The 14,390-nt window shown below is 44.3% G+C and carries 15 protein-coding genes; 1 reads left to right on the forward strand and 14 read right to left on the reverse strand.

All coding sequences use genetic code 11. The annotated features are described in order from the left end of the window. Positions 1–311 precede the first annotated feature (311 nt). From WKT08_RS09455 to WKT08_RS09485, 7 genes are all read right to left on the reverse strand, one after another. Positions 312–1,352: an aldose epimerase family protein gene (locus WKT08_RS09455; protein WP_340281675.1), complete on the reverse strand. Its 1,041-nt coding sequence runs from the start codon at positions 1,350–1,352 to the stop codon at positions 312–314. An 81-nt stretch (positions 1,353–1,433) separates the two neighbouring features. Next, the gene (locus WKT08_RS09460) at positions 1,434–2,603 is read right to left on the reverse strand and encodes an SIS domain-containing protein (protein WP_340281677.1); all 1,170 of its coding nucleotides are present in this window, start codon (positions 2,601–2,603) and stop codon (positions 1,434–1,436) included. 83 nt (positions 2,604–2,686) lie between these two features. Then, positions 2,687–3,091 carry a PTS sugar transporter subunit IIA gene (locus WKT08_RS09465; RefSeq protein WP_003002366.1) on the reverse strand — a complete coding sequence of 135 codons (405 nt, stop codon included), beginning with the start codon at positions 3,089–3,091 and terminating at the stop codon, positions 2,687–2,689. An 11-nt stretch (positions 3,092–3,102) separates the two neighbouring features. Further along, positions 3,103–3,921, reverse strand: a complete 819-nt coding sequence (locus WKT08_RS09470; RefSeq protein WP_023920055.1) for a PTS system mannose/fructose/sorbose family transporter subunit IID — start codon at positions 3,919–3,921, stop codon at positions 3,103–3,105. Continuing rightward, positions 3,908–4,822 (reverse strand): PTS mannose/fructose/sorbose/N-acetylgalactosamine transporter subunit IIC, encoded by a 915-nt coding sequence (locus WKT08_RS09475; protein ID WP_049523782.1) that lies wholly within the window; start codon positions 4,820–4,822, stop codon positions 3,908–3,910. Before WKT08_RS09475 ends, WKT08_RS09470 begins: the two co-directional genes overlap by 14 nt. A 26-nt stretch (positions 4,823–4,848) precedes the next feature. Continuing rightward, complete coding sequence (locus tag WKT08_RS09480; protein WP_003009322.1) at positions 4,849–5,325, reverse strand: PTS system mannose/fructose/N-acetylgalactosamine-transporter subunit IIB; 477 nt, start codon at positions 5,323–5,325, stop codon at positions 4,849–4,851. Beyond that, entirely contained in the window at positions 5,322–7,109 is a 1,788-nt protein-coding gene (locus WKT08_RS09485) for a glycoside hydrolase family 35 protein (RefSeq protein ID WP_340281683.1), read from the reverse strand. The genes WKT08_RS09480 and WKT08_RS09485 overlap by 4 nt, the downstream gene beginning before the upstream one ends. Before the next feature lie 132 nt (positions 7,110–7,241). Between WKT08_RS09485 and WKT08_RS09490 the strand changes: the two genes are divergently transcribed. After that, complete coding sequence (locus WKT08_RS09490; protein ID WP_340281685.1) at positions 7,242–7,958, forward strand: GntR family transcriptional regulator; 717 nt, start codon at positions 7,242–7,244, stop codon at positions 7,956–7,958. Positions 7,959–8,297: 339 nt separating this feature from the next. Here WKT08_RS09490 and purB read toward each other — a convergent pair whose 3' ends face one another. From purB to purD, 7 genes are all read right to left on the reverse strand, one after another. After that, positions 8,298–9,596 (reverse strand): adenylosuccinate lyase, encoded by a 1,299-nt coding sequence (gene purB / locus WKT08_RS09495; protein WP_340281687.1) that lies wholly within the window; start codon positions 9,594–9,596, stop codon positions 8,298–8,300. Between the two features lie 54 nt (positions 9,597–9,650). After that, positions 9,651–9,878: a hypothetical protein gene (locus WKT08_RS09500; protein WP_045613324.1), complete on the reverse strand. Its 228-nt coding sequence runs from the start codon at positions 9,876–9,878 to the stop codon at positions 9,651–9,653. An 8-nt stretch (positions 9,879–9,886) separates the two neighbouring features. After that, positions 9,887–10,837, reverse strand: a complete 951-nt coding sequence (locus WKT08_RS09505; RefSeq protein ID WP_340281692.1) for a ketopantoate reductase family protein — start codon at positions 10,835–10,837, stop codon at positions 9,887–9,889. A gap of 103 nt (positions 10,838–10,940) precedes the next feature. Then, on the reverse strand, positions 10,941–11,198 hold the full coding sequence (locus tag WKT08_RS09510; protein WP_223325599.1) for a hypothetical protein: 258 nt from the start codon (positions 11,196–11,198) through the stop codon (positions 10,941–10,943). A gap of 1 nt (position 11,199) precedes the next feature. Beyond that, entirely contained in the window at positions 11,200–12,291 is a 1,092-nt protein-coding gene (gene purK, locus WKT08_RS09515; protein ID WP_340281694.1) for a 5-(carboxyamino)imidazole ribonucleotide synthase, read from the reverse strand. Continuing rightward, a complete protein-coding gene (purE, locus tag WKT08_RS09520) occupies positions 12,278–12,766 on the reverse strand; it encodes a 5-(carboxyamino)imidazole ribonucleotide mutase (RefSeq protein WP_003015335.1) in 489 nt (162 codons plus the stop codon). Before purE ends, purK begins: the two co-directional genes overlap by 14 nt. 219 nt (positions 12,767–12,985) lie before the next feature. Continuing rightward, positions 12,986–14,251: a phosphoribosylamine--glycine ligase gene (gene purD, locus WKT08_RS09525; protein ID WP_009731965.1), complete on the reverse strand. Its 1,266-nt coding sequence runs from the start codon at positions 14,249–14,251 to the stop codon at positions 12,986–12,988. Between the last annotated feature and the right edge of the window lie 139 nt (positions 14,252–14,390).

A 14,390-nucleotide genomic window follows, 5' to 3' on the forward strand; every position in this document is an offset into this window, starting at 1 on the left:
TTTGTTCGCTCTTATAGCTCCAAAGATTACCTAATCAACTGTGCGGGGGTGAGACAACGAACAATTTTAAAAAATTGTTCTGTCTCACTCCCAGAAAAAAGCCACCGGTTTTGGTGGCTCTTATAGGGAGATTATTATGAAAAAGTTTTAGGAGTTTTATCATTCAAAGTTAGGAGGTCTTTGATGATGGTATTAGTATACGATAGGAAGCTTAAACTTTCCTTATAGTTTTTCTAAAAAATTTTTTTCGAGAAAAAGAGGATGTCCCAAGCAAGGATTTCACATTCTTGTTTGGGTCACCCCTTTCCTCCTTATTTCTTAGCGATGGCATGGTAGCTAGTCTTGCTGGTAAAGACTTGACCTGCTCTCAAGATGACCTTTTCAGCTTGGTCACTGTGAATGGCATCTGGCACTGTTTGGAATTCTAGAGCCAAGCCATTGTGCTGAACCATTGATTGGCCTTGCAGATGAACCGTTTCGTCTACGAAATTGGCTGAATATACCACCAAGGCTGGGGCTTCTGACTTGAAGGTCAAGAAACGTCCAGATGGCTGGTGGTAAAGAAAGCCAGCATTTTCATGCCCTTCTGGAAGAGCAAATGGATGGTCTAATCCTTCTACCAGACGGATTTGCGGATCAGAGTCCTTAAAAAGATCCTCCAAGAGCATAGCTTGGTAGAGATGCTGAACAACCGGACTTTCTCTATCCACGGTCTGAAGAGGAACACCGTCTGGATGGATAGGGTAAAGCCCTTGATGGTTGATCTGAAAGACATGGTCATTGATCGGCTGGGTGAAGTTCCCAGATAGGTTGAAATAGCTGTGGTTGGTCGGATTGACTAGGGTGTCCTGATCCGTTTCTACCCGATAAGCAATCTCGAGTTCACCATCTTCCGTCAAACCATAGGTTACCCAGATCTTGAGATTCCCAGGGAAACCACCGGTACCATCTGCACGCTCTGTGTACAGAGTGATTTCCTGATCCGTTACCGACTCCACGCTAAACAAGGCACTGTCCCAACCCGTCGGTCCACTGTGGTTGCAGTTAGCACCATTATTGGCTTCCAAGTGATAGGTTTGACCATTGAGTTCAAAGCTAGCTCCTGCAATCCGGCCTGCTACCGGGCCAATACTAGCCCCATATTTAGGGCTATTGCCCACATAGTCCTCAAAGCGATCAAAGCCTAGGATAATATTGACAAACTGGTCTTCTTTATCCGGTGTCACATATTCTAAAATCGTCGCCCCATAGGTCATGACAGATAATTGGTAGCCCTTGTCATTTTCGAAGCGATAAGCCCGAACCTCTTGATTCTGCCATTCCCCAAACACGCTTTCTTGATACTGTTTCACAAACCTTCTCCTCTCACTGTTTTTCTCCATTGTATCAGTTTCACAAGAAGAAACACTCCACTTTTTATAGAAAATTAGTGGCTATTCTTTATGAAATGGATGAATGATCACCCCTTGAACAACCCGATTGACGGTACCAGTTGGTGAAGGCGTATCTGGGCGATTTTGCACCTTGAGCGAAGTCAAGAGAGAAATCAATTGACCATAGATAATGTAAGGGAAGGCACGGTAGATATCTAGTGAGGCTGCAGAAGCTTCTACTAACACTTCTCGTACATGCTCGATCCCTGCAGCTTGATCGGACAAGAGGACGATCTGACGGGCAATCTGATCCCCTGCAACTTCGCGAACCAAGTCCAGATCATACTGACGGGTATAAGGATCAATGGATCCAAAGACCAAGACGAGAGTCTGGTCATTGATGAGGGATTTTGGACCATGACGGAAACCGACAGGACTCTCATACATGGTTGCGATTTTGCCTGCTGTTAATTCCAAAATCTTGAGCTGGGCTTCATGAGCTAGGCCAAAGAAAGGTCCTGCTCCCAGATAGATCACGCGCTCAAAGTCTAGATCGACCACTTCCTTGACCGCACGGTCCTTCTCCAAGATTTGCTCAGATAGATCAACCAGCTCTGCTACTCGTTTTTCCTTGATCTCTTCCTCACTTGGATCAAAAACCAAGAGAGCTGTCAAAAGCATAGAGGTAAAGCTAGAGGTCATCGCAAAGCCGGCATCATTGGTTTCTTTAGGTTGGAGAAGCAAGAGATTGCGCTCATCTCCGTGGGCTTGCTGGGCCAGTTTTCCTTCTTCGGCACAGGTAATGGTGATCTGATAGAGCTCATCAACCAAGTCTTGAGACAACTGCACGGTGGCGACACTTTCTGGCGAATTGCCACTCCGGGCAAAAGATACTAAAACAGTCGGAACCTCTTTTTTCAAATAGGTTTGAGGATGAGCTACGATATCCGTCGTCGCAATGGATTGAAAATTCCAGTGGCGTTCATCGTGTACTTCCTGCAAATATGGAACCAAGGTATCTCCCACATAGGCTGAGGTCCCAGCCCCTGTCAAGATGACCTTGATATAGTCATGCTCTTGCCCAATTTTTTCTAAGAAAGCTTTTATTTCCGCTTTTCTTTCTTGATACAAGCGAGCTGTTTCTTTCCAAACCGTCGGTTGTTGGTAGATTTCACGTGTTGTGATCTCTGCTCCTAGCTCCTGCAAGTCTTCTTTTGTATAGTCTAACATAGAACCTGTTGTTCCTTTCTACAATCTAACGTTGATAAATGGGAAAGGAGCCTGAGATGATGCTCCCAGACTCCCATACCAACCTACTCATCTTCATCATCATCAAGGTTTGACAAGAGGTCATTGACCTTGACAATACTTTCTTTTGCACGTTCAGGGTAGTCCCCTTCATTACCAGTCAGGCTACTATTGATGAATTCAATGACCATCGGAAGATTCATCCCTGCGTATAAGTCAATCGCACGTCCTTCAAGGATCAAGCGGCTCACGGTGTTGCAAGGAGTTCCTCCCAAGAGATCGGCAAATACAATATAGTCTTCTAGACCTTGGACTGTTGCTTCGAATTTAGCAGTAAAGTCTTCTGGTCCTTCTTCTGGTAAGAGTGCAACCGTATGGATGGATTCTTGTGGTCCCATAATCATCTCTGTGCTCGCTTTGAGCTCTTCACAAAAGCGACCATGGCTGACCAATACTAACTCTTTTGCCATACCTTACTCCATTATGCCATTCCAAAGAAGAAGTGGCCAAATGCTGAGAATGCGATTGCTGCAAGGATGATGAGCAAGATAGCTTTTGTAGAGTTCATACCCTTACGTCCAAGCAACCAGTAGATTACACCTGTGATGATTGCTGGTACCAAACGTGGGAAGATAAGGTTGAGCATATCTTGAATTTCAATCGCTTTGTCCCCAATGTGTGGAGTCCAAGAAACTTCAACACCAATCATGCTGGCAATCAAGGCGCCAACCATGAAGATACCCAGAACGGCAGCTGCGTCGATCAAAGCTGTCAAGGTACTTTGCATGTTGTTGATGAGGTTAACCCCTTCTTTATAGGCAAATTCCAACTGTTTCCAACGGAAAATGTCATAAGCAACTGCCACAGCGATCCACAAGAAGATACCGGCTGGGTTTCCTGCAATAGCCAAAGTTGCTGCGATTGAACCCATAATAGCTGGTACCAATGATCCAAAGATTGAGTCCCCAAGAGGAGCGAATGGTCCCATGAGACCTGTCTTGATCCCGTTCACCGCATCTTTTGATTTGACACCATCTTTTTCTTCCAAAGCAAGGTCAAAACCAGTGATAATGGTGTGGAAGAATGGTGAAGTATTGAAGAATTGCGTATGCAATTTCATCATTTCTTTCAATTCTGGAGTGCCATCACCATACATTTTACGCAACTGAGGTAAAAGCATATAAAGGTAACCAGAAGCCTGCATCCGTTCGTAGTTCCAACCCAATTGGAAGGTGAAGAGGCTACGTTTGTTGATTTGTTTAAAATCTTCTTTTGTTAGTTTGTAATTAGAATTCGTCATCTTCAATTTCCCCGCTTTCTACATTGCTTGCTGGAGCAGCTACGACTGTACGTTGGCTGTTTTTGAAGTGTTGCACTGCAAGGAAGATACCGATAATGGCAATACCAATCATAGATACACTCTTGAAGTTGTTAACAAAAGTAATAGCTTGTTCTTTTGGAAGTTTAGCGAACACATCAGAACCAACAATGCTAGACACTGCAGCACCAAGGCTTTGAACATTGCTATAAAGCACTGTCAACATTGCTGTTAAGCCAAAACCAAGTGCAAGATAGTGAAGGTTACGACGAACAGGAAGGTAACGAAGCAAGATCGCAAATCCAAGACCTGGAAGCATTTGACCTGCGAGTTTCAGACCGTTTGCCAACCATTGTACATTAGCAAGACCTGTAACAACAGTTTCTACGAAAGAACCACCAAAGGCAAGCGCGAAGAAGACTGGAAGGGCACGAGAAAGAGCCCAAGGAACAGCACCAAGAAGGTAGTTGCGTTCAATTCCTTTATAGTCGTAACGTTCGATCGCAGCATCTACACGGTGAGCGAAGTAAGTTGTAGTCATACGACCAAGAATATCAAAGTAGGTCAACAAAGTTGCTACCGGCACAGCGATTGTAGCAATAGCAATCTCTGCATCAATCCCTTTTGCTACTGAGAAGGCAGTTGCAAGAACGGCACCAGATGTTGCGTCAATACGAGAAGCTCCACCGAAAGTACCTACACCGAGCACTGTCAATTGAAGAGAAGCTCCGATAAATAGACCTGTCTTTAAATCCCCCATGACAAGTCCTGTAATGAAACCAGCAAAGACTGGTGATCCTGCTGATGAAACAATCGTCAACTCATCACAGATTTGATAAGCTGAGTACAAAGTAAGTAGTAAAATTTGCCACCATTGTATCATGACAATTTCCTCCTAAAAATTTTCTTTTACTTTAATAACTTCATAAAGTCTTCTGCAGTGTCGTTTGGCACCATCTGAGACGTAATCTTCACACCTTTTTCGTGGATCTTGTTAAAGTCTTCCACGTCCGCGTCCACCACATTGATCGAGCGGGTAATCGCGCGTGTCTCATCGGATTGAGACATATTGCCGACATTCAGCGTTTCAAGCTGAACGCCTGCTTCGATCAAACGAAGGAAACGATCAGGTTTGCGAGCTACGATAAAGAGTCGTTGGCTATCATATTTTCCAGCCAAGATATTTTCCGCAGCCTTTGCGACTGGCAAGATACTGAGCTTAACACCCGGCGGTGTCGCTAGTTTCAAGCCACTTTTTTCGATATCATTTTGAGCGACTTCATCATCGATCACCATGATACGTGAAACATTTAGTTTGGTAGTCCAAAGATTGGCTACCTGCCCGTGGATCAAACGTCCATCAATACGGCATCCTACAATAGTCATAAGTTTTCCCCCTTTACTTCTTTGAATGTAGGTTGTTGAACAAGTTCAAGTGTCTCTTGGTAACGCCCTTCTGTCTCAAAGACGATCAGGCTATTAGCTCCTTCTTTGAGGAAACCATGAGGCACGTAAAGTGAAGTGGTCGGTCCGACCTCCCAGAAACGACCAAGGTTATGGCCATTGACAAAGACGACCCCTTTCCCAAATCCTGTCATATCCAGATAGGTGTCAAGGGTGTGGTCCAGCTGAAAATCATATCGGTAAAAGGCTGGAGCACCTGCCTGCCATTCCTTTGAAAAATCGAGCTGACTGAGATCTTGTAAATCCAGTGGGTACTGCTTCCAATGCAGGTGGAAATGCAAATCCACACAGACACCTGTGCGAATGCCCTTGTGCTGGCTATCAGCCAAGAGCTTGTGCCCATAGTTGACACGTCCCATATTCTCAAGCAAGATTTTTAAATTCGTAACCGCTTTCTTTTTTCCTTTGATAAAAAGATCTTCACCGATCTCTGTTTGGTATTGCGTTGCTACATGTTGATCATCCAGGTAAATCTGTACCCGATCTCGACCATCAATGATGCGCAGTCTTTCTTCTTCCGCATCCAACTCAAGGTCTGTCTCATATAGGAGATAACCTGTGGTTTGCCCCAACTCTTCCATCTTTTCGGGATAAAGGCTGGTCTCGACTTGAGCCAAATTATCCAGATTCCCAAAAAGACTAGTCTTGGCCGCCAATTGCAAGGTCTGTTCTGGTAAACACTCTTTGATGAGCGGTTCTTGCTGTGGGTATTCCGGATAATAGGTCGCCATCATTTTTTGAATAGCATAATACTTCTCCGTCGGATTGCCCTGCTCATTGAGCAAAGCCCCATAGTCATAGGACGTCACCTGTGGCAAATCAAGCGTCCCCCGAGCTGAACAACCATTCATGAAGCCAAAATTGGTTCCGCCATGAAACATGTAGAGATTAATGGAGCCAAGCTCCAAGACCTCATGGACAGCTTCAGCCAACTCCTCTGGGTCCCTTTGAATCACAGGTTCTTTCCAGCGGGTAAACCAGCCATCCCAGAATTCCATACACATCAAGGGCCATCTCTTGCCGTATTCGTCAAAGAATTCTTTCATTTGACCAAAGTTATAGGCTGCTTTGGAACCGAAGTTTCCTGTCACGAAGAGGTCTTCTTCGATCAAGGTTCCTGCTCTTAGCGTTGCTCGCCATGGACCATCTGATGTAAAGAGAGGACAGGTCACGCCTTTTTCCTTCATCAAATCCCGAATGGCACGAAGATAATCCTTATCTTCTCCATAAGAGCCATACTCATTTTCCACCTGCATCATAAGGATTGGACCACCCCGATCCACTTGGTAGGGTGTCAACAACCCAAGCAAGCGATCATAATAACGATCCACCGCTTCGATAAAGGCTGGGTCTGATGAGCGGATTCGCAGGTCTTCTTCTAAGAGCCAAGCTGGCAATCCACCAAATTCCCACTCTGCACAGATAAAGGGCGACGGCCTTACAATCATGTAAAGTCCTAGGGACTGGGCTGTTTGAATGAAACGTTCTAGATCCAATCGGCCACTAAAGTCAAACTGCCCTTTGCGGGGTTCATGCGCATTCCAAGGAACATAGGTCTCAACCGTGTTAAAACCCAAAGCTTTTAGATTATACAAGGAATGATACCAGTCTGCTGGGTCAATACGGAAATAATGGATTGCTCCGGACAAAATCTTAAAGGGTTGACCTTTTAAATAGAAAGCATCGCGAATCTCAAAAACTCCCATAAACGCCCCCCTTTCTTATATGTAACCCTTTTCATTTATTAATATAATAAATTATTTGAAAAATGTCAACACTTTTATAAAAAATATGTTAAAATAGGGTTAAATAAGAGAAATCTAAAGAGAGGTAGCACTATGGCAATTCCAAAGTACCAACACATCAAAGATGATTTGAAGCAGCAAATTATCTCAGGAAAATTTGAAAATGGAGATAAATTTTATACGGAAGCTGAACTCATCAAAATTTATGATGTCAGCTCTATCACCGTTGTCCGTGCTTTGAACGACCTCGCCGCCGATGGCTACATTGTCCGTCAGCAAGGAAAGGGAACCTTTGTTTCTCGTGCTCGAAAACACAAACTGGTAGAATTTTCAGATGTTGAAACCTTCCCAATCCAAAAGGCCAAAGTCAAAGTTCTCTCTATTAAACGTGGAAACACCTTAAGCATCCTAGATAAACTAGGCCTCAACCCAACGCAATTCTACTATAAGATCGAACGGACTCGCCAGACAGGGGATGATACCTATATCTTCCACCAAACCTATGTTCCTGAACAATACATCAATCCAAACTATCCAAATTTGGAATACTATAGCTCTATCTATGATCGCTTCAAAGAAGACTACCACATTCATATGAATGACGAGCACTTCGAAGAAGTCAACGAAATCGTCTTTCCTACACCAAGCAAGATTGCTAAGGTATTGAAGATCGACGAAAATTTCCCAACAGTCAAACAAGTGAAGATGACCAAGCTAGAAGCGACTGGCCAAATCCTTGAATACACGGAAACCTATAAACGCGGTGACTACTACAAGATCAAGTTCATCTCCTGTGACCGCGATCACTAAGAACCAAAAAGACTGAGACATCTCGGTCTTTTTTATAGGTCCAGTATAGCATGTTAAAAACGATTTCTAAAGACCTCTTTAAAAATATATATAATTAGTGATAGTTTAGCTATAAAAAGTTTAAAAAGAGAGTGGGACAGAAATCGGTAATTCGTTAGAATTCGATTTCGTCGTCCCACCTCTGCACAGTTGAGTAGGGCTGTAAAAGCTGATGAAATCAGCGTAGTAGAGCCCACTCAACCACTGCGTCTTGCTCGACAATCCAAGAACAATTAAGAGGCTAGGACTTTTGTCCCGGCCTCTTTCGTCTATTTTTCAAATTCCCGTTTTTAGTTGCGCCTAGTCTCCCAAACCGATGCGTTCGAAGATCTCATCCACCCGTTTGGTGTAGTAAGTTGGATTGAAGATTTCGTCGATTTCTTCTTGAGTCAGGCGTGATGTCACCTCTGGATCTGCTTCAAGAAGTGGTTTGAAATCTACTTGATTATCCCATGATTGAGCTGTTTTTGGTTGCACCAAGTCATAAGCTTGCTCACGCGTCATACCTTTTTCAATCAAAGTCAACATGGCACGTTGGCTAAAGATTAGACCGAATGTAGAGTTCATGTTGCGGATCATGTTTTCTGGGAAGACTGTCAAGTTCTTAACAATGTTTCCAAAACGGTTAAGCATGTAGTCAATCAAGATAGTTGTGTCTGGTGCGATGATCCGCTCAGCTGATGAGTGAGAGATATCACGCTCGTGCCAAAGGGCTACGTTTTCATAAGCTGTGACCATGTGACCACGGATCACACGCGCGAGACCTGTCATGTTTTCAGAACCGATTGGGTTGCGTTTGTGAGGCATTGCTGAAGACCCTTTTTGACCTTTGGCAAAGAACTCTTCCACTTCCCGTTGTTCAGATTTTTGAAGACCACGAATTTCAGTCGCCATCCGCTCAATAGAAGTTGCGATGCTCGCAAGAACCGCAAAGTACTCAGCGTGAAGGTCACGAGGAAGGACCTGTGTAGAGATTTCTTGAGCACGGATACCCAATTTATCGCAGACGTATTTTTCAACGAATGGTGGGATGTTGGCAAAGTTACCAACCGCACCAGAAATCTTACCAGCTTCCACACCAGTAGCCGCATGCTCGAAACGCTCGATGTTGCGCTTCATTTCGCTGTACCAAGTTGCCAATTTAAGACCAAAAGTTGTCGGCTCAGCGTGCACACCATGAGTACGACCCATCATGATAGTGAACTTGTGTTCTTTCGCTTTGTCAGCGATGATGTTAAGGAAGTTTTCAAGATCTTTGCGGATGATGTCGTTGGCTTGTTTGTAGAGGTAACCATAGGCAGTATCCACCACGTCAGTAGAAGTCAAACCATAGTGAACCCACTTACGCTCTTCACCAAGCGTTTCAGAAACCGCACGTGTGAAGGCCACCACATCGTGACGAGTTTGCTGCTCGATTTCCAAAATACGGTCGATGTCAAAGTCCGCTTTTTCACGGATCAAAGCCACATCTTCCTTAGGAATTTCTCCCAATTCAGCCCATGCTTCGTCAGCCAAGATTTCCACCTCAAGCCAAGCACGGTATTTATTTTCTTCAGTCCAAATGTTCGCCATTTCTGGGCGGCTATATCTATCAATCATGTTTAATTTTCCTTTCTTTTGATGTTTTACATCAGTTAGCAACCGACAGTCGCTTTATTCAAATTCTTCTTTCCCAATCCACACAGATGGATAATGATCCAGTGTATTCAAATCCGTATCCAGCGGAACATCATAGATAGCTAAATAGTTTTCAGGATATTGAGCAGTCAGCTCTTCATACTTAGCTTTCACTTTTTCATGATCACTACTAGCATACAAGACTTCGACGACTGCTCCTGTCTTGTCCTTCTCAACAAAAGCATTGACAATGAGTTGAATCATAAAACCTCCTAAATCGAAATACCCTTCATATTTGCTTCCAGAATAGGCATCTTGACACCTAACTCCTGACCAGTCTGATAAACACTTTGACAACAATAGAAGATGTCCTGTTTGTCATTGTGCAAGGTCATGATTTTTCGAGTTAGCTCATTTTTCGCAAACATGACTTTCATGGCTTTGCCGGCTATCCAAGCGGGAATTTTGTAAGGTAAGAGTTCAGCTTTGTAAAGCTTCAAATTCACGCCACGCGCTTCTACGACTTTCAAAGCCTCTCGAATGGCCTTGATGGCCAATGACAATTCCGATGAACTATTCATCAAATTCAAAGCCAATTCTTCTGGTTTTTCCAGATTTCCCGAACGAGCAGCTGTCGAAGTGACACCTGCGTTAATCGCCATATGAATCCAAATCCACTCGACCATATCATGAGGTACTTCCCACTTCAAATCTGCAGAAGTCAGTAAATCCGTCAGATCAGCATAGTTAGAAATATGTGCTTTTTGCTCTCCCTCTAACATTAAATGGTCGAACAAAACACCATCCAAATGGTTCTCCTGCATGTGACCACCCGCTGTCGGAAAGGCCAAAATATAGTCGTAATCCCCTGCCCACTCTAGGACCTCTTCTCGAGTATCCCAGAAATTACAGAAGAAAACAAGGGTGCCTTTGATATGATTTTTTCGCAAGGTCTCCACAGCTTCTTTGATAAGCCCATGACGCACACTCAGAAAAATAAAATCATATTCTGAATCAGCTTCTGCCACATGAACCTCATAGGTGTCGTGTTTGTTTTCACCTTTGGAATGATAGCGACCATCTAGTAGATCAACCGACAACTCCTTCGGAGCTGTACTTTTCTTACTATCTCTCAGTACGTGTTCCACTTGATAGCCTGCTTTTTGAAAGGCGTAGGCATAAGTGGTCCCGATGACTCCAAGTCCTAGAATCGCTATTTTCACTTAAAAATCAATCCCTTTCCAGCAGTGGTTATATGGTTTCTCTTGTTTAAACAAAGAGTTGACGATGAGTTGAATCATATATTTCCCACATTCAATTTAAAGACTATTCTTCCTCAGAATCTTCGTAAACACAAAATTCAATCGAAAGTTTTATAGGGCGACTTGTTAATCCACAACTCTTTATATAATCATAGACCTCATCATCATCGAGGATATGCTTTATAACTAGTCGATTATTTGTTATCTCTACAACATGAATCCCTTCTGTATCAGGAATTTCTGGAATCTCTACATCGTCCGCATAAGTAAATGTTAGAGTAGTAATGTCATCATCGAATACATCATCGAATTCTTCTACCATTTTAAAAATCAATCCCTTTCCCAAATTCAACCACATTATCTGGTTCATCACTAAACAAAGTCACATGTCCCATTTTGCGGTTGTGCTTTGCTTCTAGTTTACCATATAAGTGGAGGTGAGCGCTTGGATTTTCTGTCACATATATTTCAGCAGCCTCGACATGTTGGCCGAGAACATTGAGCATAACAGCTGGTGCATGAAGGTGAATTGCTGGGAGTGGTGCTCCGAGAACGCCCAAGATATGGGTATCAAACTGGGAGAAGTCGCAGGCTTCGATTGAGTAATGACCTGAGTTGTGTGGACGTGGCGCAATTTCGTTGACAATGATGTCATCAGCTGTCGCAAACATTTCTACACAAAGTGTACCAGAAAGGTTCAGTTGTTCTGCGATTTGCACTGCCATGACTTTGGCTTTTTCAGCTAGACTTTCTGAAATGCGAGCAGGCACAATGGTTTTTGAAAGAATGTTGTTGCGGTGGATATTTTCCTGAACGGGAAAGACTGTCACATCCTTGCCATTTCCAGACACGATGACTGAAATCTCAAGGTCAAAGTTGACAAATTCTTCCAAGACACAGTCTGCTGAATCGGCTAAAGTGTATGCTTCTTCCAAGTCTGCTTCTGAACGAATAACCTTTTGACCATGGCCATCGTAACCACCGGTCGCAGTCTTGAGGACATAATTTTTCGACAGGTCAATATCTGCCAAATCCTGGCTTGAGGTCACGACCTTGTAAGGAGCCACAGTGACTTGGGCCTTGTTAGAAAGAAAATCCTTCTCAAAGATTCGATTTTGAGAAATGCGGAGCAGGTCTGTTCCTTGAGGGAGTTGTCCTTCCTTGATAACAGCATCCAAACCGTCAGCATCCACATTTTCAAATTCATAAGTGAGAACATCACAGCGATCTGCCAACTGACGAAGGGCATCCACGTCGTCGTAAGGGGCCACGATGATTTCCGCCACACGGGAGGCTGGGCAATCAGCTGCTGGATCCAAGGCGATAACCTTGTGTCCCATGTAGATAGCTGAGATCGCCATCATCTGACCGAGCTGGCCACCACCGATGAACCCAATGGTTTTAGTTGAGCTCATTTGTAGACTCCTCTGCAATTTTTCCTTGTTCTTCAGCGAAATCCGCCAAAGCTGTCGCGATAGCCTGGTCCTCTACCGAAAGAAGACGGAGGGCAAAGAGGGCAGCGTTAGTCGCACCTGCTTCACCGATAGCCATGGTTGCGACAGGTACCCCACCTGGCATCTGAACGATAGAATAAAGAGAATCCACACCGCTAAGGGCGCGAGACTTGACGGGTACCCCAATGACTGGAAGGGTTGTTTTAGCAGCAACCATACCTGGCAAGTGAGCAGCGCCACCTGCACCCGCGATGATGACCTTGATGCCACGGCTACGTGCTTCTTCGGCATGTTTGAACATGAGGTCAGGCGTTCGATGGGCGGAAACAACCTTCTTTTCGTAAGCGACGCCGAAGTTGTCGAGGACTTCAGCAGCTTTTTGCATGGTTGCCCAGTCAGATTTTGAGCCCATGATGATGGAAATTACTGGTTTCATTTTTTCTCCTTTTTTAATAATCGTCTATTGTAGTGCGGATGTAAGCGACCGCCTGTAGCGTTCCATTACTAAAACTGGAGCCCGAGTCTCCAGTTTTCTGCTACTAGGAGTTCCACTACTGCGACGATTATCCTATACTAGCTCGCTAACGCTCGCAAATCAAACGACCATTATCTTAGTTTGGCTCGCTTTCGCTCGCCATGACAAAGTTAGTATCTGTTAATCTTTTATTGCCTTGCTTCCAATGTCGTTTCGGTAGAAGAGGCCTTCTGTGTTTTGTTTGTTGAGTTCGTTGTAGATAATGTTTTGGCCGTCTTTGACGGTGTCTGCTGTGGTAACCAGCATGTAGACGCGTCCTCCGTTTGAAAGAAGGTCTTGGCCATTTTCAGCGAATTTGGCACCAGCATAGTAAGTGATGATGTCACCATTTGTCTTGGCTGGAAGCTTGACACCCTTCTCATAAGCGAGTGGGTAACCGTTTGATGCTACAACCACGCCCAGTGTCACACCCTTGTTCGTCCAAGTGATGGCTGGCTCTTTGCCTTCCAAAATGTCAGAGATGTTTTGTGCAAAGTCAGATGTCAAACGAGGCAAGATGATTTGCGTTTCAGGATCTCCAAAACGAGAGTTGAACTCGATGACTTTAGGGCCGTCAGCTGTCAAGATAAGTCCCGCGTAAAGTACACCAGTGTAAGGACGACCTTCTTTGATCATGCCTTCAAGAACTGGCTTGACAATAGTGTCAACTGCTGTGTCAACCACGCTCTGTGGCAAGTGAGGAACTGGCGCATAGGCACCCATCCCACCAGTGTTCGGACCCTTGTCGCCATCGTAGGCACGTTTGTGGTCCTGAGCCGTCGGCATAATGTAGAACTTATCCCCATTGACAAAAGCAAAGAGAGAGAACTCTTCCCCGTCAAGGAATTCCTCGATGACCACACGCGCACCTGAATCACCGAATTTATTGTCTAAAAGCATCTCGTGAGCGGCTTCAACTGCTTGCTCAACTGTCTCCGCAACGACGACACCTTTCCCTAGGGCCAAGCCGTCTGCCTTGACGACGATTGGAGCTCCTTTTTCTTCGATGTAGGCCTTGGCTTCTTCAAAATCTGAAAATGTGCCATAGGCTGCTGTCGGAACGTCGTATTTGACCATGATTTCCTTAGCAAAATCCTTGGACCACTCCAGCTCAGCCGCAGCCTTGGTCGGACCAAAGGCTTTGAGACCAGCTGCATTGAAGTCATCCACAATTCCAGCTGCAAGGGCATCATCTGGACCAATAAAGGTCCAAGCAATATCGTTGACTTTTGCGAAATCAATCAGCTTAGAATGTTCGGAAATTCCGATATTGATCAAATCAAGACCGTCTAATCGCATCCCATCATTACCAGGAGCCACAAAAACCTGCTCAACGTTTGTAGACTCCAACAATTTCTTGGCAATCGCATGCTCACGACCGCCAGATCCAACAACCAAAAGTTTCATCTCGAACCTCTTTTGCGAATTATTTTATTAAATTATATCATAATCGTTCGTTTTATTCTAATGATTTCAGCAAAAGTCTCCTATTCCCAGTAGAATCCAAACATTTTTTGCTATTTTCTCCTATTTCTCATTTTTTTCC

Origin of the sequence: Streptococcus sp. HCA-5024 (genome assembly GCF_037890265.1) — a bacterium.
GTDB lineage: Bacteria > Bacillota > Bacilli > Lactobacillales > Streptococcaceae > Streptococcus > Streptococcus lingualis.

Coding starts and splice junctions, on each gene's coding strand:
- purE (WP_003015335.1), bottom strand. CDS start 12,766: ATGAAACCAGTAATTTCCATCATCATGGGCTCAAAATCTGACTGGGCA.
- WKT08_RS09500 (WP_045613324.1), bottom strand. CDS start 9,878: ATGATTCAACTCATTGTCAATGCTTTTGTTGAGAAGGACAAGACAGGA.
- WKT08_RS09470 (WP_023920055.1), bottom strand. CDS start 3,921: ATGACGAATTCTAATTACAAACTAACAAAAGAAGATTTTAAACAAATC.
- purK (WP_340281694.1), bottom strand. CDS start 12,291: ATGAGCTCAACTAAAACCATTGGGTTCATCGGTGGTGGCCAGCTCGGT.
- WKT08_RS09475 (WP_049523782.1), bottom strand. CDS start 4,822: ATGATACAATGGTGGCAAATTTTACTACTTACTTTGTACTCAGCTTAT.
- WKT08_RS09460 (WP_340281677.1), bottom strand. CDS start 2,603: ATGTTAGACTATACAAAAGAAGACTTGCAGGAGCTAGGAGCAGAGATC.
- WKT08_RS09510 (WP_223325599.1), bottom strand. CDS start 11,198: ATGGTAGAAGAATTCGATGATGTATTCGATGATGACATTACTACTCTA.
- WKT08_RS09485 (WP_340281683.1), bottom strand. CDS start 7,109: ATGGGAGTTTTTGAGATTCGCGATGCTTTCTATTTAAAAGGTCAACCC.
- WKT08_RS09465 (WP_003002366.1), bottom strand. CDS start 3,091: ATGGCAAAAGAGTTAGTATTGGTCAGCCATGGTCGCTTTTGTGAAGAG.
- WKT08_RS09480 (WP_003009322.1), bottom strand. CDS start 5,325: ATGACTATTGTAGGATGCCGTATTGATGGACGTTTGATCCACGGGCAG.
- purD (WP_009731965.1), bottom strand. CDS start 14,251: ATGAAACTTTTGGTTGTTGGATCTGGCGGTCGTGAGCATGCGATTGCC.
- purB (WP_340281687.1), bottom strand. CDS start 9,596: ATGATTGATAGATATAGCCGCCCAGAAATGGCGAACATTTGGACTGAA.
- WKT08_RS09490 (WP_340281685.1), top strand. CDS start 7,242: ATGGCAATTCCAAAGTACCAACACATCAAAGATGATTTGAAGCAGCAA.